This is a genomic window from Janthinobacterium sp. BJB446 (assembly GCF_002735655.1).
Lineage (GTDB): Bacteria > Pseudomonadota > Gammaproteobacteria > Burkholderiales > Burkholderiaceae_D > Janthinobacterium > Janthinobacterium lividum.
In genome coordinates this window covers 426,441-449,508 of the sequence record NZ_PDZK01000001.1, presented here as the reverse complement: position 1 = coordinate 449,508, position 23,068 = coordinate 426,441, and the positions used below count along the sequence as shown (strand labels likewise).

The 23,068-nt window shown below is 63.8% G+C and carries 24 protein-coding genes and 2 tRNA genes; 13 read left to right on the top strand and 13 right to left on the bottom strand.

Annotated features, from left to right (window positions below; all coding sequences use genetic code 11):
• Positions 1-2 precede the first annotated feature (2 nt).
• Positions 3-170, bottom strand: a complete 168-nt coding sequence (locus CSQ92_RS28965; RefSeq protein WP_162835746.1) for a hypothetical protein — start codon at positions 168-170, stop codon at positions 3-5.
• Between the two features lie 178 nt (positions 171-348).
• Here CSQ92_RS28965 and CSQ92_RS02100 point away from each other — a divergent pair, with 178 nt between their 5' ends.
• The 6 genes from CSQ92_RS02100 (at position 349) to CSQ92_RS02075 (ending at position 3,581) form a co-directional block, all read left to right on the top strand.
• Complete coding sequence (locus tag CSQ92_RS02100) at positions 349-558, top strand: hypothetical protein (RefSeq protein WP_034755039.1); 210 nt, start codon at positions 349-351, stop codon at positions 556-558.
• Positions 559-618: 60 nt separating this feature from the next.
• Entirely contained in the window at positions 619-1,473 is an 855-nt protein-coding gene (locus tag CSQ92_RS02095; protein ID WP_099393102.1) for a hypothetical protein, read from the top strand.
• Positions 1,474-1,531: 58 nt separating this feature from the next.
• Positions 1,532-2,710 carry a methyltransferase gene (locus CSQ92_RS02090; RefSeq protein WP_143450262.1) on the top strand — a complete coding sequence of 393 codons (1,179 nt, stop codon included), beginning with the start codon at positions 1,532-1,534 and terminating at the stop codon, positions 2,708-2,710.
• Positions 2,711-2,766: 56 nt separating this feature from the next.
• Positions 2,767-2,843 (top strand) — tRNA-Met (locus CSQ92_RS02085).
• Between the two features lie 89 nt (positions 2,844-2,932).
• Complete coding sequence (locus tag CSQ92_RS02080; RefSeq protein WP_099393100.1) at positions 2,933-3,286, top strand: hypothetical protein; 354 nt, start codon at positions 2,933-2,935, stop codon at positions 3,284-3,286.
• A gap of 218 nt (positions 3,287-3,504) precedes the next feature.
• Positions 3,505-3,581: transfer RNA gene (locus CSQ92_RS02075), tRNA-Met, on the top strand.
• Positions 3,582-3,651: 70 nt separating this feature from the next.
• Here CSQ92_RS02075 and CSQ92_RS02070 read toward each other — a convergent pair.
• Positions 3,652-4,218, bottom strand: a complete 567-nt coding sequence (locus CSQ92_RS02070; protein ID WP_070280460.1) for a hypothetical protein — start codon at positions 4,216-4,218, stop codon at positions 3,652-3,654.
• Between the two features lie 325 nt (positions 4,219-4,543).
• Between CSQ92_RS02070 and CSQ92_RS02065 the strand changes: the two genes are divergently transcribed.
• The 6 genes from CSQ92_RS02065 (at position 4,544) to dbpA (ending at position 12,453) form a co-directional block, all read left to right on the top strand.
• On the top strand, positions 4,544-5,062 hold the full coding sequence (locus tag CSQ92_RS02065) for a sigma-70 family RNA polymerase sigma factor (RefSeq protein WP_099393099.1): 519 nt from the start codon (positions 4,544-4,546) through the stop codon (positions 5,060-5,062).
• Position 5,063: 1 nt separating this feature from the next.
• Positions 5,064-6,074, top strand: coding sequence for a FecR domain-containing protein (locus CSQ92_RS02060; protein ID WP_099393098.1), 1,011 nt, complete (start codon positions 5,064-5,066; stop codon positions 6,072-6,074).
• Between the two features lie 100 nt (positions 6,075-6,174).
• Positions 6,175-8,679 carry a TonB-dependent siderophore receptor gene (locus tag CSQ92_RS02055; protein WP_099393097.1) on the top strand — a complete coding sequence of 835 codons (2,505 nt, stop codon included), beginning with the start codon at positions 6,175-6,177 and terminating at the stop codon, positions 8,677-8,679.
• Between the two features lie 116 nt (positions 8,680-8,795).
• Positions 8,796-10,460 carry an acid phosphatase gene (locus CSQ92_RS02050; protein WP_092610182.1) on the top strand — a complete coding sequence of 555 codons (1,665 nt, stop codon included), beginning with the start codon at positions 8,796-8,798 and terminating at the stop codon, positions 10,458-10,460.
• A 217-nt stretch (positions 10,461-10,677) separates the two neighbouring features.
• Entirely contained in the window at positions 10,678-10,914 is a 237-nt protein-coding gene (locus CSQ92_RS02045) for a hypothetical protein (RefSeq protein ID WP_034778081.1), read from the top strand.
• Between the two features lie 111 nt (positions 10,915-11,025).
• On the top strand, positions 11,026-12,453 hold the full coding sequence (dbpA, locus tag CSQ92_RS02040) for an ATP-dependent RNA helicase DbpA (RefSeq protein ID WP_099393096.1): 1,428 nt from the start codon (positions 11,026-11,028) through the stop codon (positions 12,451-12,453).
• On the opposite strand, the gene CSQ92_RS02035 is transcribed toward dbpA, so the two are convergent.
• The 4 genes from CSQ92_RS02035 to CSQ92_RS02020 all read right to left on the bottom strand — a co-directional run bounded on the left by CSQ92_RS02035 (position 12,440) and on the right by CSQ92_RS02020 (position 16,455).
• Positions 12,440-12,982, bottom strand: coding sequence for a hypothetical protein (locus tag CSQ92_RS02035; RefSeq protein ID WP_143450261.1), 543 nt, complete (start codon positions 12,980-12,982; stop codon positions 12,440-12,442). The two genes, dbpA and CSQ92_RS02035, sit on opposite strands and share 14 nt — an antisense overlap.
• Positions 12,975-13,556, bottom strand: coding sequence for a hypothetical protein (locus CSQ92_RS02030; protein WP_143450260.1), 582 nt, complete (start codon positions 13,554-13,556; stop codon positions 12,975-12,977). The genes CSQ92_RS02035 and CSQ92_RS02030 overlap by 8 nt, the downstream gene beginning before the upstream one ends.
• A 42-nt stretch (positions 13,557-13,598) precedes the next feature.
• A complete protein-coding gene (cysS, locus tag CSQ92_RS02025; protein ID WP_099393093.1) occupies positions 13,599-14,975 on the bottom strand; it encodes a cysteine--tRNA ligase in 1,377 nt (458 codons plus the stop codon).
• A gap of 238 nt (positions 14,976-15,213) precedes the next feature.
• On the bottom strand, positions 15,214-16,455 hold the full coding sequence (locus CSQ92_RS02020; RefSeq protein ID WP_080753177.1) for an MFS transporter: 1,242 nt from the start codon (positions 16,453-16,455) through the stop codon (positions 15,214-15,216).
• Between the two features lie 138 nt (positions 16,456-16,593).
• Between CSQ92_RS02020 and CSQ92_RS02015 the strand changes: the two genes are divergently transcribed.
• A complete protein-coding gene (locus tag CSQ92_RS02015; protein WP_099393092.1) occupies positions 16,594-17,421 on the top strand; it encodes an AraC family transcriptional regulator in 828 nt (275 codons plus the stop codon).
• An 85-nt stretch (positions 17,422-17,506) separates the two neighbouring features.
• Here the strand turns inward: CSQ92_RS02015 and aqpZ are convergent, their stop codons facing one another.
• From aqpZ to earP, 7 genes are all read right to left on the bottom strand, one after another.
• A complete protein-coding gene (aqpZ, locus tag CSQ92_RS02010) occupies positions 17,507-18,196 on the bottom strand; it encodes an aquaporin Z (RefSeq protein WP_034778070.1) in 690 nt (229 codons plus the stop codon).
• A gap of 224 nt (positions 18,197-18,420) precedes the next feature.
• Positions 18,421-18,831 (bottom strand): GNAT family N-acetyltransferase, encoded by a 411-nt coding sequence (locus tag CSQ92_RS02005; RefSeq protein ID WP_070253439.1) that lies wholly within the window; start codon positions 18,829-18,831, stop codon positions 18,421-18,423.
• Positions 18,831-19,289, bottom strand: a complete 459-nt coding sequence (locus CSQ92_RS02000; RefSeq protein ID WP_161789544.1) for an Ivy family c-type lysozyme inhibitor — start codon at positions 19,287-19,289, stop codon at positions 18,831-18,833. Before CSQ92_RS02000 ends, CSQ92_RS02005 begins: the two co-directional genes overlap by 1 nt.
• A gap of 64 nt (positions 19,290-19,353) precedes the next feature.
• The gene (locus tag CSQ92_RS01995; protein WP_034778064.1) at positions 19,354-19,764 is read right to left on the bottom strand and encodes a hypothetical protein; all 411 of its coding nucleotides are present in this window, start codon (positions 19,762-19,764) and stop codon (positions 19,354-19,356) included.
• A gap of 29 nt (positions 19,765-19,793) precedes the next feature.
• Complete coding sequence (locus CSQ92_RS01990) at positions 19,794-20,942, bottom strand: amidase family protein (protein ID WP_099393090.1); 1,149 nt, start codon at positions 20,940-20,942, stop codon at positions 19,794-19,796.
• Positions 20,943-21,149: 207 nt separating this feature from the next.
• On the bottom strand, positions 21,150-21,725 hold the full coding sequence (locus CSQ92_RS01985) for an elongation factor P (protein WP_034758247.1): 576 nt from the start codon (positions 21,723-21,725) through the stop codon (positions 21,150-21,152).
• A gap of 135 nt (positions 21,726-21,860) precedes the next feature.
• On the bottom strand, positions 21,861-23,030 hold the full coding sequence (gene earP, locus CSQ92_RS01980) for an elongation factor P maturation arginine rhamnosyltransferase EarP (protein ID WP_099393089.1): 1,170 nt from the start codon (positions 23,028-23,030) through the stop codon (positions 21,861-21,863).
• Positions 23,031-23,068 lie beyond the last annotated feature (38 nt).

The window sequence follows — 23,068 nt, the reverse complement described above, 5'->3', positions numbered from 1 at the left end:
CACTAGCGGCTGGCCGGCTCCCGGCACAGTCTGAGCATATCCCAGCCCAGTTCGCGGCGAATCTGCTCGGGGTCGGGCGGGGGCCGGCGCTGTTCCAGCTCCGCTTTCAGCCACTTCCTGACCAGCTCCTTGGCGGGCTGTACAGGCTTTTCCTTGTCATGCTTGTCCATGGTGCTACCTCTTCAATGGCGGTCAGACGACCTCCTATATACGTTCAACGTCACGGCGCGGATTCAGTTGACGTGCACGTGGCGCAGATGCAACAACGTGTAACGATGGCCGGAGTACGTTAAAATCGCCGCCTTCGCGTAGACGAACTCTACGCCCCGCAACAGTTCAAGGAACCCCATGAAAGCCGCCCGCAGCCTCACCTTCAAGTGCGTAAAATGTCACAAATCCATGCAGGTTTACCTGCAAAAAGTCTCCGCCTGCTCGCATATCCAGCCGTACCAGGGCATTTGCGCATGCGGCGAACTCAAGCGCCACGCCACGGGCCAGGCCGATGCCGTCAAATCCTATCTGGAGTCGGCAGACGGTAGCTGGTCGCACCACCACTGATGGTTAAAGAATGGGGCGATATTGCCGTTAATTCGACTATCCTCCCCATTTGAACCGACCATGTCCCAGCTCTCCGCCCTTGCCAGCCGTCAACCCGCCTCGAATACGCTGGCTGGCCAGCAGCCGCCCCGCACGGGCAGCAGCGCCACGGGCCTGGCCGCTTCGCCCCTGATGCAGCGCACGGCGCAAGACGTGGTGGCGCTGTCAAAGAATGGCCTGGACCTGTCGGCCAAGGGACTGGAGCAGCGCACGGACACGCTGGGCAACGCCACCGTCGACGTGGCGCAGGATTTCCTCTCCACCATGACGCGCCAGCTGTTCGGCGACGGTGCCACGGTCGCCTTCGATTCCGTCGACCTGCAGGCCGGCTCCAGCTTCAGCAGTGGCAGCGCCAGCGTCTCGGGCGCCGGCGGCAGCAGCCGCGCGGCCGCCTTCAGCCTCGATGAAAACGCGCATTTCATCGGCAAGGGCAAGATCACGACGGCCGATGGCCAGACCTTCGACTTCGAAGTGGAAGTGCAATATCAATCGAGCATCAGCGCGGGCGTCCTTGAGCAAACACAAGAAGCATTTGAAGATGCAAGCTCCGCCGATGAGACGGGCCTGCCCGACAAGGAATTGCCCGACACGCACTTCGGCGGCAATCTGCAGGACCTGTTCAAGCTGCTGGGCCAGCAACTGCAAAGCAGCATCTTCAATAACAACGTCAACAGCAACGCCGATAGCGCCAGCGGCAAGGATGGCGACCTGGCGGGCAGCCTGAGCTTGCGCTTGCTCAAGCTGGTACAGCCGGACGCAACGGTGAAAGCCGAGAAGAAAGCCGCGGAAACCACGCCGGAAGAACAGGCGCGCGCCCGCGCGCTGGCACTCGCCTATGGCACGGACACCGCTGGCAGCACGGCCAGCAACGTATAATGGAAGACGGCCTGCGCAGGCGACCATGCCGCGCGCCACCTTCTATCGATTGAATCCCATGTCCGACACTTCTTCACCTACCGTTCATCCGCAGATCCACTGGAGCGAAAACGGCGCCGAGCATTCGGCCCGCTGGCGCTCGGAAAGCGGCATGCCGCCGCCCAAGCGCGTCGTCATCGCCGATGACCGCACGACGGCCGACCAGGCTTACCGCCTGGCCTGCGAAGGCACGGCCATGCTGTGGCGCGGCGACTTCCAGAACGCGCGCCAGCTGCTGCAGGCGCTGGCGCGGCGCGCCGACCACAAGAACGACAAACCGAGCAAGAAGGCCAAGGCCGCCAAGCTGACGAAACCCGAACCGTCCGCCACGGAAGCCTTCCACTTGCACCGCCAGGCCCAGTCGCAACGCGCCCGTACCCTGGCCATGCTGCTGCTGCCTTTTGAGGCCGACTACACGATCCCGCTGCGCCGCGCGCCGGACGTGAAACTGGCGTGCAATGAAGCGTATGGCCGCGGCGAAGAATCGTTTATCGCCTCGCTGCGTGAATTGCTGGGCCTGATCGGCGCGCACGAATGGCGCCGCACGGGCGTGGAACTGCCAGCCCTGGGCCAGCGCATCCACCCGCATTACGGCGTGTTCGCGCCCATCCGCGGCGAATACGTGGGCCTGGTGGCGGAAGCGCCGCTGCCCGCGCGCGCCAGCCTGGCCTTCGATATCGGCACCGGCACGGGCGTGCTGGCCGCCGTGCTGGCACAGCGCGGCATCGAACGCATCGTCGCCACCGACCAGGACCCGCGCGCCCTGTCCTGCGCGCGCGAAAACCTGGCCCGCCTCGATTTGCTTGACAAGGTCGACGTGCTGCAGGCCGACCTGTTCCCCGCCGGCCGCGCGCCGCTCATCGTGTGCAATCCTCCCTGGCTGCCGGCGCGCCCAAGCTCGCCGATCGAATACGCCGTCTACGATCCGGACAGCCGCATGCTGCGCGGTTTCCTCGCCGGCCTGGCCGGGCACCTGGAAGCAAACGGCGAAGGCTGGCTGATTTTATCGGACCTGGCCGAGCACCTGGGCCTGCGCCCGCGCGCACAATTGCTGGAGTGGATAGAACAGGCGGGCTTGAAAGTCATCGACCGCCTGGACGTGAAACCCACGCACCCGCGCGCGCAGGACGCCACCGACAGCCTGCACGCGGCCCGCTCGAAGGAAATCACCTCGCTGTGGCGCCTGGCGGCGGCGTAATCCAGGGTCTGAAACCCGGCCATTGCGCATTGCAGCAAACCCCGCTATAATTCGCCTGCGGGGTGGAGCAGTCTGGCAGCTCGTCGGGCTCATAACCCGAAGGTCACAGGTTCAAATCCTGTCCCCGCAACCAATATATGAAAGCCGCTGATTCTTGCAAAGGGATCAGCGGCTTTTTCATTCTCGCCCATTTTGTACAATCATGTTAAATTGAAACTTTAAATGTACAAGGGCCACGCCTTGAAAGCCTGCCGCACTGTCACCCTGCTTGCCGTCCTGTGCTTTTCCGCCACGGCACAAGCCCAATCCCAGGCACAGAGAGATACCGAATATCTGCAAGAGTTCGTCGTTCCTTTGGCCAAGCTACAACTTGAAAAGCAAGGCCATTTCCTCCCGCTCGGCGCGGCCCTGAAGCAGACCGACAAATTCGTCCTCATGCCCGCAAGCACAGCTGCGATGTCGCTACTGCCGGCCGACATCATCAAGCTGATACAGGAAGCCCTGGTGCAAGGCGCCGTCGACGGCGAATACAAGACAACCGCCCTCGTGTATGACGCCACCGTCCCCCTGCCCTAGTCCGGCAAACAATCAGATGCAATAGCCGTAGCGCTCGACCATCGCGATGGCTATTCAATCATCACCTTTCTGCCATACGAACTGCGCGGCAAGAAAGTCCATATGGGCACGCCGTTTACACGCCAGGGAACGGCCACGGTTTTCAAGCAACAGTAAGCGATGCGGCAGGCCTGACAAAGATCATTCCCGCAATGCAGCAAACTCGTATATAATTCGCCTGCGGGGTGGAGCAGTCTGGCAGCTCGTCGGGCTCATAACCCGAAGGTCACAGGTTCAAATCCTGTCCCCGCAACCAATACATAAAAACCGCTGACTCCCGCAAGGGATGCAGCGGTTTTTTCATTCATGCCTGCCCTGTCCCGCCTTTACGCGGTGACGCTGGCCCTGATCTGCCTGGCCGCCGCGTGCAGGCTGGCCGCCACTCGTTCCAGCTTGTCGGCTCCCGCCGTTTCGGCCAGGGCGGCAAACGCGCTGATATGAAACGTGGCCACCATCGCCGGCGACACTTCGAGCTCCAGCGCCGTCTTGCTCAGTTCCGTCGACGCCTCGAGGTAAGGCTCGCTGCCCGCCTCGAAAGCCTGCTTCGTTTCCAGCAACTCCTGCCCGCCCTCCGCCTTGGCCAGGCAAGCATCGACCTTTTGCTGGAAGGCCGGCAAGGTATCGCGCACGGGGCCAGCATCCGGCGCCGCTTCCGGTTCCGGCTCCGCGGGTGCAGGCGCAGCTGCGGCCGGCTTGTCCGCCGCCGGCATGTCGCGCAAAGTCAGCCAGCGCTCGACGGCGAGGAAATCGGCGAACGGCTCGGCCACCTTCGGATTCATCAGCCAGACCTCGCCCGTGCGCCAGTCGATCCTGGCTCCGCGCTCGTTTCTCGCCAACAAAATATCCTTGCCGCCATCGGCATTCGACACCCGGCCGATGTCGAGCCAGTTCATCAACTCCGCCTGGCGCGACATCGCGTTGACCCGATGAAAGTAGGCCAACCATAAGAATCTGGCGACCAAGAGAACCAGGGCACCGCCAACCATCCACATCATTTTTCGCTCCGCTCCGCACCACATCGACAGCCCGCATTTTCTCACATGAAAGCTTGCGCCAAGGAAACTTTTACATCTGCCGTGCGGCAGCGCAAATCCGGTGCCGCACGCGGTCCGGACACGCAGTCGCATTTCAGCAACGCCGCGTTTTGCTGATTGCCGGGTGCGCGCCGCTACGCTATTATGAGAACAATTCTCATTTAGATTAAACCAGACTGTACGCATGCTGTCCGCCCCTTCCCCGCCATCCGATTTCCAGGCCCTGTATGCCGAGCACCACTCCTGGCTGCTGCACTGGCTGAAACGCCGCCTGCACGATGCGGGGCTGGCGGGCGACCTGGCGCAGGATACCTTCATCAAGATCTTCGTTGCGCGCAGCAGTGCCGGGATCGCGCAGCCGCGCCCTTTCCTGGCCACCATCGCCAAGCGCCTGCTGGCCAATCACTGCCGGCGCGAAGAGCTCGAACGGGCCTACCTCGACGCACTGCTGCACCAGCCGCAAGCCTGCACGCCTTCGCCGGAAGCGATGTCCATCCTGCTCGAATCGCTGCAACGGATCGACCGCGCGCTGGACCAGCTCTCCGCCAAGGCCAAGGCCGCCTTCCTGCTGGCCCACCTGGACGGCATGACCTATGCCGAGATCGCCGCCGAACTGGGCACCACCACGCATTCCGTCAAAAAATACCTGAGCAAGGCCAATCTGCTGTGCTTTTTTGCCGTGCCCGATTTTGCCCCGGCCTGACATGCGCGGCGCCACCGTCTACGCACAGGGCCAGCCCATCGACCTGGCGATCGCCATGCAGGCGGCCGAATGGCTGGCCACCCTGATGAGCGGCGCAACCACGCCGGCGGAAAAAACGGCCTGGCAGCAGTGGCGCCAGGCGCATCCCGACCATGAGCGGGCGTGGAAACACATCGAAAGCGTCAGCGGCGGCTTGCGCGAACTCGATGCGCAGGCCAGCCGCAAGGCGCTGACACAGCGCTCCCGCCTCGCCTCGCCGATCTCGCGCCGCAACAGCCTGCAACTGCTGGCGTGGGTATCGGCCATCGGCCTTACGGGCTGGTTCGGCGCGCGCTCGGAATATGCACCCGACATGGCCCGCGCCGCGCTGGCCGACCTGTCCACGGGCGTAGGTGAGCGCCGCGAGCTGACCCTGCCCGACGGCAGCCGCTTGCACCTGAACAGCGGCAGCGCCGTGAATATCCGCTTTAGCGGCACGCAGCGCCTGCTGCAACTGGTGCAGGGCGAAGTCTTCATCGCCACCGCCCGCGAAACGGGCATGCCCTACCGCCCCTTCCTCGTCGAAACCGCGCATGGCCAGGCGCAGGCGCTGGGCACGCGCTACTCGGTGCGCCAGGCCGGCGGCAGCACTCTCGTGTCTGTCGAGGAAGGCGCCGTCCGGCTGATGCCGCGCCATGGCGATGGCAATCTGCTCATCCGTGCAGGCCAGGGCGGCGGCATGACGGCGCGGCAGCTCTTGCCCGCGCACGCCGTCTCGCCCGACATCTGGGCCTGGCGCCAGGGCTTGCTGCTGGCCGACGCCATGCCGCTGCGCGACTTCCTGCATGAACTGAGCCGCTACCGCCACGGCTTGCTGGGCTGCGACGATGCCGTCGCCGGCCTGCGCATTTCCGGCGTCTTCCCGCTGGCCGACCTGGACGCCGTGCTGCTGTCGCTGCCCGACTCCCTGCCCGTCGATATCCGCCTGCGCACGCGCTACTGGGTGCAGGTCGAGGCGCGCCAGAAGCGCTGAATATTTATTTTGACGCCAACGAAAAAAAAGTACCCGCTTTCGATTCTCGCGTGACCTGTGTAGGCAACGTTCTTTTTGACGACTACACCACAAGGTAACCATGTCTCCTGCCATTCATTCCAAGCCGCGCATCAAGCGCATGGCGTATGCCATCCAACTCGTCTTCATCGGTTCGGCCCTGCTGCTGAACGCCCAGGCGCCCGCCCTGGCGCAGGAAAGCGCGGCAGCGCCAGCGGCCAGCCAGAACATCCAGGATTTCCAGGTGCCGGCTGGCGACCTGGCGGCGGCGCTGCGCCAGGTCGCCAGCCAGTCCAGGGTCATCCTCAGTTTTACGCCGGAACAGACGCGCGGCAAGACGTCCGCAGGCTTGAGCGGCCGCCACGACGTGCTGGCCGCCCTGAACGGCGTGCTGCGCGGCACGGGCCTGAAGGCCGAGCGCAGCCCCAACGGCAGCTTTGTCCTGCGTCCGGCCGATGCCGCGGCGGGCGGCGAAGCGCTGTCGATGATGCCGGAAGTGTCCGTCAAGGCGCAGCAGGATGCCACCGAAGGCTCGGGCGCGTATGTCTCCACCCTATCGATCGCCACGGCCACGCCGCTGGGCCTGTCTATCCGGGAAACGCCGCAGTCGGTCAGCGTCATCACGCAGCAGCGCATGCAGGACCAGGGCCTGAACACCATCGCGCAAGTCATGGCGCAAACGCCGGGCATCACCCTGTTCTCGCTGGGCAGCGAACGCTCCGGCTTTACTTCGCGCGGCTATGCGATTACCAACTACCAGCTCGATGGCGTCAGCACGCATTCGGAAAACCTGGGCCTCAATGCGATACCGTCGCAAAGCCTGGCCGACATGGCGCTGTACGACCGCATCGAAGTACTGCGCGGCGCCTCGGGCCTGATGACGGGCGCGGGCGACGCCTCGGGCGCCATCAACATGGTGCGCAAGAAGCCCACGGCGCAGTTCCAGGCGTCCGTCGAGGGCGAGCTGGGTTCCTACGATGAACGGCGCGCCATGGCCGACATCGCGGGTCCGCTGAACGAGGCGCGCACCGTGCGCGGCCGCCTGGTGACGCTGTACGAGGAAGGCGACGGCATCATCGACGGCTACAGCCGCGACAAGAAAGTGGTATATGGCGTGATCGAAGCGGACCTGTCCGCCGACACGAAACTGACAGCCGGCATCACGCACCAGCGCAAGCGCTCGAACGGATCCTTGTCCTACCTGGGCTTCCCCCTGTTCTACAGCAATGGCGCGATGACCAAGCTGCCCCGCTCCTTCAGCCCGGCGGCCAAGTCGAATCGCTTCGGCACCAATTCGACCGACCTCTTCGCCACCCTGGAACACGCGCTGGCAAACGACTGGAAGCTGAAAATCTCGGCCAACCGCGTGCAGTCTTCTCAGGAAGAGCGCTCCGTGTTCATGAACGTGAGTACCGCCTTTGCCGACCAGGCCACGGGCGATGGCCTGCGCATGAGCGCCGACTACCGCGATTACCAGTTGCAGGTCAACAGCGTGGACGTCAATGTGCGCGGACCGTTCAACGCGTTCGGCCGCCAGCACGAACTGGTGCTGGGCCTGGACTACAACGAATTCCAAAGCACGACGGATGGCCGCCGCGACAAGGACATCCAGGGCGCTCCCGTCAACCTGTACCGCTGGAATCGCATGGCAACGCCCGTGTTTGGCGGTACCTTCGTCACCTACGACAGCACGCGCCGCCAGGCCAGCGCCTACGCGGCCAGCCGCCTCAACCTCTCCGAGCGCCTGAAACTGATCGCCGGCGCAAAAGTACTGCGCTACAACGAAAATTACATCTCGGACGCGCCTGAGGCGCAATTTTTCAGCGCATCCCCGGCATCGGACAGCAGCGTCTTCACGCCATACGGCGGCCTGGTATACGACATCGACGCCACGCACAGCGCCTACGCCAGCTACTCCACCATCTACCAGCCGCAAGCCTCGCAAGACCGCTACGGCAAGCTGCTGGCGCCGCGCGAAGGCAAGACCTATGAAGCGGGTGTCAAGAGCGGCTGGTTCGATGGCCGCCTGAACACGTCCGCCGCGCTGTATCTGATCCGCCAGAAAAACCTGGCTGAAACGGACCCGGGCCACACCCTGCCCGGCTCCAACGATCCGGCGTTCCGCACCATCAAGGGCGCAGATACCAAGGGCATCGACCTGGAAGCGACGGGCGCCCTCACGCCAAACTGGAATGTGGCGGCGTCCTGGTCGTACAGCCAGACGGAAAATGCGGAGGGCAAGGCGATCCAGACCACCTTCCCGCGCCACCTGGTGAAACTGTGGACCACGTACCGCCTGCCCGGCGAGCTGAATCGCCTGACCATCGGCGGCGGCATGAACTGGCAAAGCCGCGTGTATTCCGACATCGACGCGTGGCAGATCAACAGTACCCTGCACTGGGAACAGAAGGCGTACTCGGTGGCCAGCCTGATGGCGCGCTACGACGTCAGCGACAAGCTCTCTGCCACCGTGAACGTGGCCAACCTGTTCGACAAGCAGTACACGGCTTCCGTGTCTGACTGGTGGTACTCGGGCATGTATGGTCCGGCGCGCAAGGTGTCGCTGAAGGTGCGTTATCAGTTCTAAGAGCGGCTGAATAGTTCACAGGGGCGCGGGGCCGGTGATACAATTTTCCCGCTTCACGGGCGTTGCCGGCGATTGCCGCCAACGCCCGTGCCCATAGAGACACCCAAGGAGAATGTGTGAAGGACCTCGCCCCCGCCCTGCCAGCCGATCCGGCCGACCAACCCGCCAATCCCTCGCGCCGGCGCATTTTCCAGGCTGCTTCCGCAGTCGGCCTGGCCGCCAGCCTGCCGGCATTGGCCGACGCCGCGCCAGCCAGGAAGACCATCGCCAAAGGTTCGCTCGACGCGAAACTCAAGGCGCACGTCAAGAACGTGGTCGTGATCTACCTGGAAAACCGCAGCTTCAACAACCTGTTCGCCAACTTCCCCGGCACCAGCGCCCCCCTGTCCGCCGTCACGTCCGAACAGGCGCAGCAGTTGGACCGCGACGGCAAGCCGCTGGCTACCCTGCCGAAAATCTGGGGCGGCCTGGTGCCGAACCAGCAAAATATCGGCGGCATCGATTACCTGATCAAGGAAGACCAGATTTCCGGCCTGCCGAACGCACCCTACAAATTGAGCGACGCGGCCGGCAAGCCCCTGCCCGAGAGCATCATCACGCGCGACCTCGTACACCGCTTCTATAACAACCAGATGCAGATCAACGGCGGCAAGAACGACGGCTTTGCCGCGTGGGCCGACAGCGGCGGCCTGGTGATGGGCCATTACGGCGAAACGTCGAAAAACCTGAACCTGTGGCAGATCGCCGAACAGTACACACTGTGCGACAACTTCTTCATGGCGGCCTTCGGCGGCTCCTACATGAACCACCAGTTCCTCGTCACGGGCCGGGCCAACGAATACTTCAACGCGGCCGAGACGGCGGCAAAGAAAAAGATCGCCGTGCTGTCCGACGGCCCGCAAGGCGTGCGCCTGGCGATCTCGCCCGACTGCCCCGCCTCCGCGCTCGATGGCAAGCCGAAATACGTCAACGACGGCGCCCTCACGCCGGACGGCTATGCCGTCAACACCATGGCGCCGCCATACCAGCCAAGCTATATCCGCCCCGCCTTCGACGGCGACCCGCTGCACGCCGATCCAGCCGACGCGAATACCCTGCCGCCGCAAACCTACGACACCATCGGCGACCTGCTGTCGCGCAAAGGCGTCAGCTGGGCCTGGTATGGCGGCGGCTGGCAAGCGGCGCTCGACCACAAGGGCGGCGGCAGCAAGCCGAATTTCCAGTTCCACCACCAGCCGCTGAACTACTTCAAGCAGTTCGCACCCGGCACCGCTGCGCGCGCCGAGCACCTGCGCGACGGCGGCACGGGCGACAGCCCGATCTCGAACAAATTCCTCGCCGCCGCCGTGGCGGGCAAGCTGCCGGCCGTGACCTTCTACAAGCCGCAGGGCAACCTGAACCTGCACGCGGGCTATTCGGACATCGAGTCGGGCGACCAGCACGTGGCCAACGTCATCCAGCATCTGAAGGAGTCGCCGCAGTGGAAAGACATGATCGTGGTGATCACGTTCGATGAAAACGGCGGCTGGTGGGACCACGTGGCGCCGCCGAAAGGCGACCGCTGGGGTCCTGGCACGCGCATTCCCGCCATCGTCGTCTCGCCATACGCGAAGAAAGGCGCCGTCGACCACAGTTTCTACGACACCACGTCGATCCTGCGCCTGATCACGCGCCTGCACGACTTGCCGCTGCTCGAAGGCCTGAAAGTGCGCAATGACGCCTTTGCGTCACGCGGCGCGCTGCCACCGGGCGACCTGACGGGCGCCCTGAGCTTCCGCTGACAGGACAACAGCGCATCCCACAATGCGGCACGCCTGTGATACACTGCGTGCCGCACTTTAATCCGCAGGTCTGCTTTTCCTGCCGATGACATTCACAATGAGCCCGACTCCTGTAGCCGGGCTTTTGTTTTGTGGATGAAGTTAAAGCGTATGGACATAGGCGGACAGCATGCTGCCCGCCCCTTGGCCTTCGCAGGCCAGGGACAGAGGTTATCAAATGAGAGATAAAAAAGACAACGCCACCATCGACTTGCCCGGTTTCGGCCCGCCGCCAGCGCACGATGCGCCAGAGCCGGCGCCGGAGCCACAGCGCCGCGCGCGCCCGCGCAAGGTGGCGCTGAAGCAAGTGCAGCTCGAATTGCTGGAGCCGACCGACGCCACGGGCCTGCCCGTGTGGACGCGCGACGCCGGCCTGGATCTCACCGGCTTGCCCATCTGGGCGCCCGACAATTAATACCACACGCGGGCGGCCGTTTGCCGCCAGCTTCCACACCACCATCCGCACAAGGGCGTAGAACGCCTGTAGACTGTGCCCATCCACCCGCTTTTTACCGGCTCCGCCCCTATGAACACCACCACTGACACCACCACTTCCTTTGCCAGCCTGCCGCTGACGCCCGCCTTCCTGGCCAACCTGGACTCGCTCGGCTACCACGAGATGACCACCATCCAGGCGCAAAGCCTGCCGGCGGTGCTCGACGGCCGCGACCTGATCGCCCAGGCCAAGACGGGCAGCGGCAAGACCGCCGCCTTCGGCATCGGCATCCTGCACAAGCTCAATCCGGCCTGGTTTGCCGTGCAGGGACTGGTGCTGTGCCCCACGCGCGAACTGGCCGACCAGGTGGCCAATGAGCTGCGCCGCCTGGCCCGCGCGGCTGGCAACATCAAGATCCTGACCCTGACGGGCGGCGCGCCGATGCGCCCGCAGATCGCCTCGCTGGAACACGGCGCCCACATCGTCGTCGGCACGCCGGGTCGCCTGCGCGACCACCTGGGCCGCGGCACCATCAACCTGAATCACGTGCAGACGCTGGTACTCGATGAAGCGGACCGCATGACGGACATGGGCTTTTACGAGGAAATCGCCGGCATCGTCAGCGCCTGCCCGGTGCGCCGCCAGACCCTGCTGTTCTCGGCCACGTATCCGGAAGACATCCGCCGCGCCACGGCCTCGTTCCTCGTCAATCCGCTGGAAGTGACGGTCGAGGCGCAGCACGACAACGACAAGATCGAGCAGCGCTTCTATGAAATCGGCTTCGACGAGCGCAACAGCGCCGTCGGCAAGCTGTTGAAACACTTCAAGCCGGAATCGACCCTGGCCTTCTGCAATACCAAGGTGCATTGCCGCGAACTGGCCGAGGAACTGCGCCAGCAAGGCTTTTCCGCGCTGGCCCTGTACGGCGAGCTGGAACAGCGCGAGCGCGATGAAATCCTGGTGCTGTTCGCCAACCGCAGCTGCTCCGTGCTGGTCGCCACCGACGTGGCTGCGCGCGGCCTCGATATTTCCGACCTGGGCGCCGTAATCAACGTCGACGTGTCGAAGGACACGGAAGTGCACATCCACCGCATCGGCCGCACTGGCCGCGGCAGCAAGAAGGGCCTGGCCCTGTCGCTGTGCGCGCCGAACGAGAAAAAATGGGTCAAGCTGATCGAGCAGTACCAGAACAGCGCCGCCGAATGGCACGACCTGAAGGAACTGGCCGAGGATGACGGGATGGAGGCGCTGCCGGCGCCGATGGTCACCCTGTGCATCATGGGCGGCAAGAAGGACAAGCTGCGCCCGGGCGACTTGCTGGGCGCGCTGACGGGCGACGCTGGCCTCACCAAGGAACAGGTGGGCAAGATCAACGTGTTCGAGTTCATGACCTACGTGGCGCTGGACCGCAAGGTGGCCGAAGCGGCCTTCAAGCGCCTGAACGCGGGCAATACCCTGGGCCGCGACTTCGGCAACATCAAGGGCCGCAGCTTCAAGATGCGCTTTATCGAGGCGTAAGCTGCTGCAATGCACGCAGGGCCGCCATGGCCCTGCGTCCCGGATAGTCTTTCCACACGGGGTAGCGCCTGCGGTAGTAGCAGTTCCAGTAGCTGACGGCGCGCCGCTGCAGCGTATCCACATACGCGGGGTTCTCCCGCAGGTAGCGCGCCAGCGCCTGCGCATTCCAGGCCGGCAGCAGCGCGCCAATTGCCTCGACGATCTCCAGCACGTATTCGCCGCACAGGTGCACGACGAACGGCACCGTCCACGCCCGCTCCTGCAGCAACAGCTGTTTTAAACACGCTTCGCGCAGATGGCCATCGTGGTGGCGCGTGCCCAGGCACAGGGCGATCACGCCCGCGTCGCCGGGCAGCTGCGTACAGGCCAGCAATCGCTGGCTCTCGTAATACGTGCGCGTCGGGATCAGCAAGGCCTCGCCATCCTGGCATACTGCAAATGGCGGGTGTGTCCGGCTACTCCCCAGCACGGGCAATAGCCGCGCCACAGTGCCGGCCAGCGCCGCCGGAAAGGCATCCGCTTCAGCCATCGCTCCCCTCCCGGCATACCTTGCGCACGCCCAGCGCCGGCTTGTCCATCTTTTCAAAGATCACATTCGAATACCATGCGGCAGGATCGCCTTCGGTGGGCTTGCCCAGCGAGATATAAAAACCGTCATGTGTGAACAGGGCCGTGGTTTCCTTGCCTGGCCTTGCGGTCTTCAAAAAGGCCGGCCAGGCCGCCTTGTCGACAGGCGCAAACCGCGCGGCCAGCAGCGCCAGCAAGCGCGCATGCGTGGCCGGCGCATACGGGAGCAGATACAGGTACTCGACCAGCTCACCGCCATCGCCCAGGCGCGTGACGGCGGCCGTCGCGGCATCGACCGCCTCCTCGCCCGCGCCAAAGCGGCACAAGGTGCCGCCGCTGTAGGCGAAATCGATGACGGTCGCCGGCGCACACGCCTGCCGTTCGCGGTCGACAGCGGCGGGCGGCAGCGCGCGCACCTGCGCCAGCAGCGCCTCGCCGGAGGTGGCCAGCGCGGGAAAGCCGGGGCAGGCGCCGGCCGCCTGGACGGAGTTCGACAAGGCAAGGCAACAACTCAATAGCAGCAAACGACGCTTCACGGCATCTCCAGTTTCATCAGGCGGCCATTATGCAGGACATCTTCACAAAGGCCGCGCCTGTTGCCCCTGCGGCGTATCGTCGATGTCATAACCGGCCGCACGCGCCAGGTCGCGCAAGCGGTCCGCCTCGGCCCACTGGCGCTGCGCGCGGGCGATGGCCCGTTCCGCCATCCACGCCTGCACCTGCTGCGGCACTGCCACCTGCGCCGGCTGCCAGGCCAGCAGATCGAGCCCCAGGGCCGCATCGAAGCGGGCCATGGTGGCTTTTTTGATGGCGTCCGGCAGCCCGCTTTTCAGCAGCTCCCAGGCCACGGCCAGCGCGCGCGGGTAGTTCAGGTCATCGTTGACGCAGCTCATGAAACGCTCATGCCATTCAGGATCGGCCTCGCCTTCCGCAGCACCCAGGCCATGCACGGCCACGCGCAGGCGCGCCAGGCCGCTGGCGGCACCACGCAAGGCGTCGTCCGTGAAATTGAGGCTGCTGCGGTAGTGAGCGCCCAGGCACAGGTAGCGGTAGGCCAGCGGATCGACGCCCTGCTCCACCAGGCTTTGCAAACGCAAGAAGTCGCCCGAGGATTTCGACATCTTCGCATCCTGGGTCTTGAGGAACGCGCCATGCAGCCAGAAATTGGCCAGGCGCGTGCCGTGGCGCGCTTCCGTTTGCGCGATCTCGTTGCTGTGGTGGACGGCCACGTGGTCTTCCCCGCCGCAATGGATGTCGAAATACGCGCCCAGGTGTTTTTCCGCCATGGCCGAGCACTCGATATGCCAGCCGGGGAAACCCAGGCCCCAGGGGCTGTCCCACTCCATTTGCCGCTGGCCCGGCACGCCGCTGAACTTCCACAGCGCGAAATCGCAGATGTCGCGCTTCTCGCCCAGGTCCACCCTCTTCCCCGCCTGCAGGCCGTCGCGGTTAAGGCGCGCCAGTTTTCCATAGCTGTCCTGGCGCGTCGTGTCGAAATAGATGCCGTCGTCCGTGCGGTAGGTATAGCCCTTCGCTTCCAGGTCGAGGATGAATGCGATCTGCTCCGCGATGTGGTCCGTGGCGCGGCACCAGACGGTGGGCGGCAGGATATTCAGCGCGCGCTGATCGCCCTCGAACGCGCGCGTGAATTCGGCGGCGATATCCCAGGCCGACTTGCCGCTGCGGGCACTGCGCGCCTCGATCTTGTCGTCGCCGCTGTCCGCATCCGACGTCAGATGGCCCACGTCAGTGATATTCATCACGTGGCGCACCTGCAAGCCGTTGAATTCAAGCGCGCGGCGCAAGCCGTCGACGAACAGATAGGTGCGCAGGTTGCCGATGTGCGCGTAATCGTAGACGGTGGGGCCGCAGGCGTACAGGCCGGCATGGCCAGGGGCGATGGTCTCGAAGGGCCGCAGGCTGCGGCTATACGTGTCGTACAAATGAAGTGTCATGCAGGACTTTCATGCGCGTTGCGGAAAAAGAAAATGGCCACAGGTTTTTCAACACTGTGGCCATCGGAATGAGGAGTAAAAAGTTTAACGGCGCCGGGCCGCATCCTCGCGAAGCCAGGTACACGGACACAACGCAGCGGCGGCGCGGTATGCAAGGACTGGGTGGAGGATGGAAGAGTTCATGAAGAGAATATCGCATGCGCGCGGGCGGACCGTCAAGCCCTCCCGCGACGCTGGCCTACTTTTTCGCCTGCTCGATATGCGGCAGCAGCACCGTCAATATGCCCAGCAGCGGCAGGTAGGAGCAGATTTTATACACATAGGCGATGCCCGACACGTCGGCCAGGTGGCCCATCGCCGCAGCCGCGATGCCGGATACGCCAAACATCAGGCCAAAGAAGATCCCCGCGATCATGCCCACCTTGCCCGGCACCAGTTCCTGCGCGAAGACGACGATGGCGGAAAACGCGGATGAAATCACGAAACCGATGATCACCGTCAATACAGCCGTCCAGAACAGGTCGACATATGGCAGCAGCAGGGTAAATGGCGCGGCGCCCAGAATGGAAATCCAGATCACGCGCTTGCGGCCGATGCGGTCGCCGATGGGGCCGCCCATGAAGGTGCCGGCCGCCACGGCGGCGAGGAACAGGAACAGGTACAGCTGGGCATCGCCGAGCGACAGGTGGAACTTGTCGATCAGGTAAAAGGTGTAGTAGCTCGACAGGCTGGCCATGTAGATGTATTTGGAAAACACCAGCAGGGCCAGCACGCCCAGCGCACCCATCACCTTGTTGCGCGACAAGTTAGGTCCATGGCCGCCCGCCTTCGGCTTGAAGCTGGCCAGGTGGCCGCTATACCAGTGGCTGACCTTGTACAGCACGCCGATGGCCAGCACGGCGAGCAGGCTGAACCAGGCGACATTACCGTGGCCACGGTTCACGATGACGGCCGCCGCCAGCAGCGGGCCCAGGGCGGAGCCAACGTTGCCGCCCACCTGGAACAGCGACTGGGCAAAGCCGTAGCGTCCGCCCGACGCCATGCGGGCCACGCGCGACGCTTCCGGGTGGAAGGTCGACGAGCCGACGCCGATCAGGCCCGAGGCGATCAGCAGGGTCGGGAAAGTCGAGACGATGGACAGCATCAGCACGCCCGCCAGGGTAAAGCACATGCCAACGGGCAACAAGAATGGCAGCGGACGGCGGTCCGTGTACAAGCCGATCCAGGGTTGCAGCAACGATGCCGTGCACTGGAACGTCAGGGTTATAAGGCCGACCTGGGTAAAACTGAGTGAAAACTCGGCTTTCAGCATCGGATAAATCGACGGCAATAATGCCTGGATCAAGTCATTGAGCAAATGCACGAAGGCGACGGCGCCCAGGATGTGCATGGCCAGACCGGATTGTTGTTGGGAACTGTGAAGCGAGGGAGCCGCCGGCACGGGCTTGGCCAGTGCTGGGGCAGGTGTGGTTGTGTGCATGTGTCATCCGCAATAATCGGGCACGGCGGGCGGCCCGGCAAAGAAGCCAGTATAGTATGGTCACTGAACTGACAACTTCCAATAATCGTCGCCCAAGTGACAACTAAGTGACAATCAGGTGACAATCCAACGACCCACATGTACACCCACCACCCCGCCCAGACCCACCCCGATGGCGTGCCGTTCAGCCGCAGCACCAGCTCGCACGATTACCAGCACGTGCCGCGCCCCGTGACAGCCATGTCCAGGCAATACGTGGCGGGCGACTACACGGCGCCGCACAGCCATGTGCGGGCGCAACTGCTGTATGCGACGGAAGGCGTGATGCGCGTCTCCACCGGACACGGCGTGTGGATCCTGCCGCCGCGGCGCGCCCTGCTGATCCCCGTGGGCGTGGTGCATGAAGTTCACATCTTGAGCGAACTGAGCATGCGTACCGTGTACATCGATGCGCAGGTAGCGGCCCAATATGGCGCCGATTGCAAGGTACTGGAAGTGAGCCGGCTGTTGCGCGAGCTGATCCTGGCCTTGCTGGCCGAACCGATCGAATATGCGCTGGCGGGACGCGGTGACTGGCTGGCGCACTTGATCCTGTCGGAATTGGCGGGGGCCGATACCGTCCCCCTTGCCATCCCCTGGCCGCGCGACCGCCGCCTGGTGGCCGTCTGCTCGGCCATCATGAGCGCGCCCGGCAGCCGGCGCAGCATCGAGGACTGGGCGCAGGACGCGGGCGCCAGCGCGCGCACCCTGATCCGTTTATTCCCCAAGGAAACGGGCTTGCACTACCGCCAATGGCTGCAGCAAGTCCACCTGGCCGAGGCCTTCTGCCGCCTGGACCGGGGTGAAGGCGTGGCGGCCATCGCCTATGCGCTGGGCTACGCCAGCCCCAGCGCCTTCAGCGCCATGTTCCGCCGCATCCTGGGCCGCACGCCGCAGCATTACCTGAGCGAGTGGCGCGGCGCGTAGGTCGGCTTAGCGTGGCAAGGCCGCGCGCAAGCCGACAAGCTGCGCTGCCGGCATTGTCGGCTTACGCCCTGCGGGCTAAGCCGACCTACTCTTTTTCGCCTGCAATCAAGCGGTAGGCCAGCGCGCCCAGCAAGGCGCCGATAATCGGTGCCAGCCAGAACAGCCACAGCTGGCTCGTCGCCCAGTCGCCCACGTACAGGGCCACGCCCGTGCTGCGGGCCGGATTGACGGAGGTATTGGTGACGGGAATGCTGATCAGGTGGATCAGGGTCAGCGCCAGGCCGATCGGCAGCGGGGCGAAGCCGGCCGGTGCGCGCTTGTCGGTGGCGCCCAGGATGACGATCAGGAAGAACATCGTCAGCACAATTTCAATGACCAGCGCCGACAGCATCGAATAGCCGCCCGGCGAATGGGCGCCGAAGCCGTTCGAGGCAAAGCCCTTGCTGACATCGAAACCGGCCTGGCCGCTGGCGATCACGTACAGCACGCCGCCGGCCACGATGGCGCCCAGCACTTGCGCAATGATGTATGGCAACAGTTGATTGGCGGGGAAGCGGCCGCCGGCCCACAGGCCGATCGAGACGGCAGGATTCAGGTGACAGCCCGAGATGTGGCCGATGGCGTAAGCCATGGTCAGCACCGTCAGGCCAAAGGCCAGTGCTACGCCGGCAAAGCCGATGCCGAGGCCGGGAAAGGCAGCGGCCAGCACGGCGCTGCCGCAACCGCCCAGGACCAGCCAGAACGTGCCGAGAAATTCGGCGCCATATTGTTTCATGATGTATTCCTTTAAAGTGACGAGAAAACGTGCCAGGGACGACCAATCGGACCGCTCACCACCTTTGCCCCGCCAGGTAGCGACGGCAAAGCACAGCACCAGCAACGCACCGCTGCGTAAGCTGCAGAGCGCGCATAATGACATGATGTCATTATCAATGCAACATTATTGCGTACAATAATGTTAATAGTTCTCTTGATACCTAAAGGTTGTTTTGATAATTCTCACGCTGCAGGACGACGCATATACTTGTGTGGCGCCTCCAGTGGCGCAAAACCAAAGCTGGCATACAGGCCGTGCGCGTCATCGGTCCCCAGCATCCAGACGACATCGCGCACACGCGCATCGCCGAGCGCGGCGGCCACGATCTGCTTGCCATAGCCGCGCCCCTGGTATGGCGGCAGCACAAACACGTCGCGCAGGTAGGCAAAATCCGTGTAATCGGTGATGACCCTGGCGAACGCCACTTGCTGCCCATCCACATAGCCGCCGAAACACAGCGCGTTGGCGATCCCCTTGCGCACCGTTTCGATCGCCACGCCGCGCTTCCAGTACGATTGCTCGCTCAGGTAGCGGTGGATCATGGCCACGTCCAGCTCGCCGCGTTCGCTGGAGATGCGCAGTGGCGCGTGCATCAGTTCTTGAACAACAGGTCGGCTTCGGCGATGCTGGGTTCGCCGAAGTAGACGGTGCGCAAGCCGCCCTTGCCATCGCTGCCCATATACACGCCCGTCATGCTGCGCTCGGCCGGGTCGTACAGGATGGAGTAGCGGTGGCCGCAATTGTGCGGCTCGCAGATACTGCTCAGCAGGCGCGCCTTGCCGTCGATCTCGACGGGCTTGAGCGGGCTGGCCACGCCATCCGGCACCCAGCGCTGCCGCTTCAGGCCAGCTTTTTTCAAGCCCACATTGAAGGCCTTGCGAAACGCGTAGTCCGCCTTGTAGACGTCGGGGAAATACGGGCAGGTGTGGCCGCCGTCGCAGCTTTGCGCCTGCTCGATCAGCGACAGCCTCGGCGTACGCGCGTGCGCCGGCAGCGCAGCCAGCGCCACGGCGGCACCGAGGAACAGGGGGAACAGCAAACGTGCGGACATGCAATCTCCTAAAAGCATCATGTAATGCCGGCAGCAGAGCAGAATGGCATGCTTGCGCACCGTCTCATGGAGAACAGCGGATACCGACGACCCCGTTGACCTTGCCTTCCGGCCAGCCCGTCTCGCGCCAGCGGTACACGCCGGGCGCGACGATGATCAATTGCCATTCCACCAGCTTGCCAGCGGCATTGAGGCGGGTTTCATTATCATAGCGTAACGTCAGGCTGTGCTCCGTTTCCGCCACCACCGTCGCGGCAAAGCGGTTGGTTTCACCCAGCTTGCTTTTCCACGTCCGGTCGTTGAAGATCGCCAGGCGCTGATGATCGTCAGACAGCTGCATGCGCGTAAAGTGCCGCGCCTCTTCGCAAACACTGTTCGTATTGACGCTGTCGGACCAGCTGCCAGACAATTGCGCGGCGTCAAAAGGAGTCGGGGTGGCGGTCACGGCCGCACTCAGCAGCAAGGTTGCAAGCATAGTTTATCGAAAGAAAACGAAAAGAAAATTCATGGCTGGCGCAGCGCCAGGGTGATGCTCGACGGCAGCGCGGGCGTGCGCCGATGCAAAGTCGCCTGCTCATAGGCATAGGCCATCGCAATGAGCTGCATGTCGCCGTGGGCCGGACCGATGAAGGACAAGCCGACCGGCGAGCCCCCGGCCACGCCGGCCGGCACCGTGATATGCGGCAAGGCCGCCGGCGCCTGCGATACGCCATGACAGGTAGGCCCCACCAGCGCATCGAGCCCATGCGAACCCAGCAATGCTTCGATGCCGCCAGGCCCGGGCGCGGGCGGCATCTCGATCAGTTCCGCGCCCTGGTCGCGCAGTACCAGCAGCGCCTGCCCGATCACGGCATCGGTCCCCGCGCACAGGCCGAACAGGCTGCGCGCCACGCCGATGCGGCGCCCATGCAAGCCGGCGGCATCAAGCACCACGCCATCGGCCAGGCGCTCGCCCGTCAGGGCGGCGAGCAGCCAGGCCGCCTCGCGCACGCTTGGAGCCATCGGCCCGGCCATGGCTAGCTCGCCGCCCTGCCCGCCAGCGGCCCTGCCCGTGGGCTTGATGGCGACCAGGCCGCAGTCTGAAGCAGGCGCGACGATGGAACCGTCCGCGGCGCTGTCGACGGCCAGGATGGTCAGCCCGGCCCAGCTGGCAGTGGCATGCGGCACGCTGACGGCAGCCCACTGGCGTAAATTGCTTTTGCCGATGATGACGGCGCCGGCCGCGCGCAAGCGCGCCGCCACAAAGGAATCGCAGCTGGCCTGCGTGGCCTGGGGGGCTTGCGTGCGCGTCTTCATGCGGTCGCCCGTGGCGATATTGTCGCGCAAGACGACGGGAATACCATGCAAGGGGCCGCGCACCTTGTGCACCTGCCGCTCGCGGTCCATTTCCAGGGCAATTTTCAACGCATCGGGATTGATTTCAATGCCGGGATAGGTCCGCGCGCCGATGCTGCACAGGGAGCGGATGCGCCCCAGGTACTGCGACGTCAGGGCATGGGAGCTGAGTTTGCCTGCCTGCATCATTTGCTGTTGCGGCAAGACGCCGGCATCGAGCAGATGGGCCATGGGGCTGGCGGGCGCCGAGGCACGGGCCAGCACGGGACGCGCCACGCCCCGGGACGCGCCACTGCGTAACATCTGACTGCGCTGCATGCTATCTCCAGGAAACTTCAATGTTTCTACCGCAATAATGTTCTAGCCATAGCATAGCAGTCCCTGCAACACAATTGTTGTTGAAGGGAATTATTTTTTAAGCAAAAAAAAACGCTGCCCGAAGGCAGCGTTTCTTGATCATCCAGCACTGGAGCAAGCCAGGCCGGCATATGCCGGGCCATGCGAGCGGCGCAGTGCAACGATCTATCAGTTGCGTACGACACGCTTGTATTCGTTGGTACGGGTGTCGATTTCGATAACGTCGTCCTGTGCCACGAACAGCGGCACTTGCACGGTGTGGCGGTGCGCGTCGATGGCGTTTTCGATCTTGGCTTCTTTCAGGACGTTGCCCGACGTGTTGCCCTTGACCGCTGGCTCCGAGTACACCACTTGACGGGCGATGGTCGTCGGCAGTTCAACGGAGATCGCTTTGCCGTCGTAGAAAATGGCTTCGCATTCCATGCCATCTTTCAGGTAGTTCAGCGCTTCGCCCAGGTTTTCTTCTTCGATTTCGTACTGGTTGTACTCGGTGTCCATGAAAACGAACAGCGGGTCGGCGAAGTACGAATACGTCACTGGCTTTTTATCCAGAACAACAACGTCGAACTTGTCGTCGCCGCGGAACACGTTTTCCATCGGGGTGTTCGTCAGAAGATTTTTCATCTTCCATTTGTAGGTGAAGCCCGTGCGGCTCGAACCGTTGACATCAGAACGCAACACGATCATTGGCTTGCTGTCGACCATGATGATATTGCCAACACGAATTTCTTTTGCGGGTTTCATAGGAATGTACGTAAAAAGTGGGTTGCATGAAGACCATCTGCCGCCTGTGCGCCATCAGCGCCGCAAGCTTGCGTTTGATCGGTTAAAAATACGTTAGAAATAACCGGGCATTTTACCTTAATTTTGAGCAAGCGCCTATCTCGTCGCGCCAGCGAACGCCAGCAGCTTACTTGCCAGATCGCCATTAGCCTGCATCTGCCGCTGCCAGTCCTGCGCGCGCGCCCTGATGCGTGGCAGATCGGCCTGCAATGCGGGCCACAGCTGCGACCACGGCAAGGCGTCCGCGCTGGCGCCATTCCAGGCCAGCGCCGCCTGCACCAGGCTGTCGATGGCGCCGCCCGCATCGGCCGCATAGCGCTGCAGGAAGGCGCGCAATTTCACGTGATGCAAGTTTTCATCCTGCAGATAGATATGCCAGAGAAACGGCTGGCCGGCCCATTGCGCGCGCACGAAGGAATCCTCGCCGCGCACGAAATTGACGTCGCAAGCCCACAGCAGGCGGTCGTAATCGTCTTGCGGCACGAAAGGCAGCACGCGCACGGTGAGCGCGCCGCGCGTGCGCGCCGCACCAGATACCGCCACATCGTCGCCGATAAACGCCTGAACGGCATCGATCGCGACGCCTTCTGGCACCAGGCATGTCATGGGTTCGCTCCCTGCCTGCCAGGCCGCAAACAGCTCGGCGACCGGCGCGGACGGGTAGCAGAACAGCGATACCTTCAAGGCGGACATTTCCGCCGCCGTCACGCCGAATTGACTCAGGAATGCCGCCATGGCGGGTGCATCGGCCTGGAACGCCAGCCTTTTCTCATCCAGCGCCGCTTCGCGCAGCAAGCCGCCCGTCTTGTTCGTGAAGCCGGGAAAGAAGAAATGCTTGATCATGCCGTGGCGCGGCGACGTCAGCGCGTGGCAGCCCTCGACCCACTCTTCCGCCGTCAAGCCTTCCAGGTTCAGCCACACGGGATGCGGCGCGCACTGCGCCATGGCGCTGATATAGCCGGGCGGAATGTCGCAGGCAAAGAATTCGATGACGATGTCGGCCACGTCGCCGGGCACGAACGCGCCATCCTGGCCGCGCCAGTGGCGCACCGTGACGCCGGAGACGTGCTGCGCTTCAGCCGCCACGTCGATTTCCGGGCAGATGCGCCGGAAACTCGGCAAATCATCGACCCACAGGGTGACGGCCACGGCATACTCGCCGCTCAACTGCCGCGCCAGGCGCCAGCAAATGCCGATATCGCCGTAGTTGTCGACGACTTTGCAGAAGATGGCCAGGGATGGTGCGCGATCGGTAGGAAGTGGCATATTGAACGGAAAGAGAAAAACGTGGGCATGGCGACCCA